Source organism: Kitasatospora sp. NPDC094016 (assembly GCF_040304045.1).
Classification (GTDB): Bacteria; Actinomycetota; Actinomycetes; order Streptomycetales; family Streptomycetaceae; genus Kitasatospora.
In genome coordinates this window covers 1-979 of sequence record NZ_JBEOUK010000036.1, presented here as the reverse complement: position 1 = coordinate 979, position 979 = coordinate 1, and the positions used below count along the sequence as shown (strand labels likewise).

Below are 979 nucleotides of genomic sequence, written 5' to 3'. Positions count from 1 at the left end.
AGAAGCCACCGCCGGACGGGCGGTCGTCACGACGGAAGCCACCGCGGTCGCCACCACGGTCATCGCGGTTGAAACCACCCGACGGGCGGTCGTCACGACGCGGACGGTCGTCACGGTCACGGTTGAACCCGCTCGGACGGTCATCGCGACGGAAACCGCCACCACCCGACGGGCGGTCGCCACGGTCACGGTTGAAACCGCCACCGGACGGGCGGTCGTCACGACGGAAGCCACCGCGGTCGCCACCACGGTCATCGCGGTTGAAACCACCCGACGGGCGGTCGTCACGACGCGGACGGTCGTCACGGTCACGGTTGAACCCGCTCGGACGGTCATCGCGACGGAAACCGCCACCACCCGACGGGCGGTCGCCACGGTCACGGTTGAAACCGCCACCGGACGGGCGGTCGTCACGACGGAAGCCGCCACGGTCGCCACCACGGTCATCGCGGTTGAAACCACCGGACGGACGGTCGTCACGACGCGGACGGTCGTCACGGTTGAAGCCGCCACCGGAGGGACGGTCATCGCGACGGTAGCCGCCGCCCTGACGGTCGTCCCGACGGGCGCCGCCACGGTCGTTCGACCAGCCCCCACGGGACCGGGGCTCGTAGCCTCGGCCGTCGTCCGATCGACGCTCGGGACGGTCCTGGGGCTGGTTCGACATCGTGGTGACTCCTTCTGCTGCTTCAGCTCCACCGCGGACTGAGCAACTCCGCTGCCGTCACGCGGTTTCGGCGCCGGCCTCCTGGCCGCGCACCATCTCCATTGTCCGACATCCCGGAACACTCCGCCTGGGCGAAGGTCCCGGCCTGCCGGGGTACTACTCGTTCGCAAAACACAAAAAGGCCGCGGCCCCAGCGAATCGCTGGGGCCGCGGCCTTGAATAATTGTTCGGCGGCGTCCTACTCTCCCACAGGGTCCCCCCTGCAGTACCATCGGCGCTGTAAGGCTTAGCTTCCGGGTTCGGAATGTAACC

At 68.9% G+C, this 979-nt stretch carries 1 rRNA gene and 1 pseudogene; both read right to left on the bottom strand.

What is annotated here, in order from left to right:
• Window positions 1-535: pseudogene (locus ABT015_RS27595) on the bottom strand (DEAD/DEAH box helicase); the annotation flags it as partial.
• A gap of 357 nt (window positions 536-892) precedes the next feature.
• Window positions 893-979: ribosomal RNA gene (gene rrf, locus ABT015_RS27590) — 5S ribosomal RNA — on the bottom strand; the annotation flags it as partial.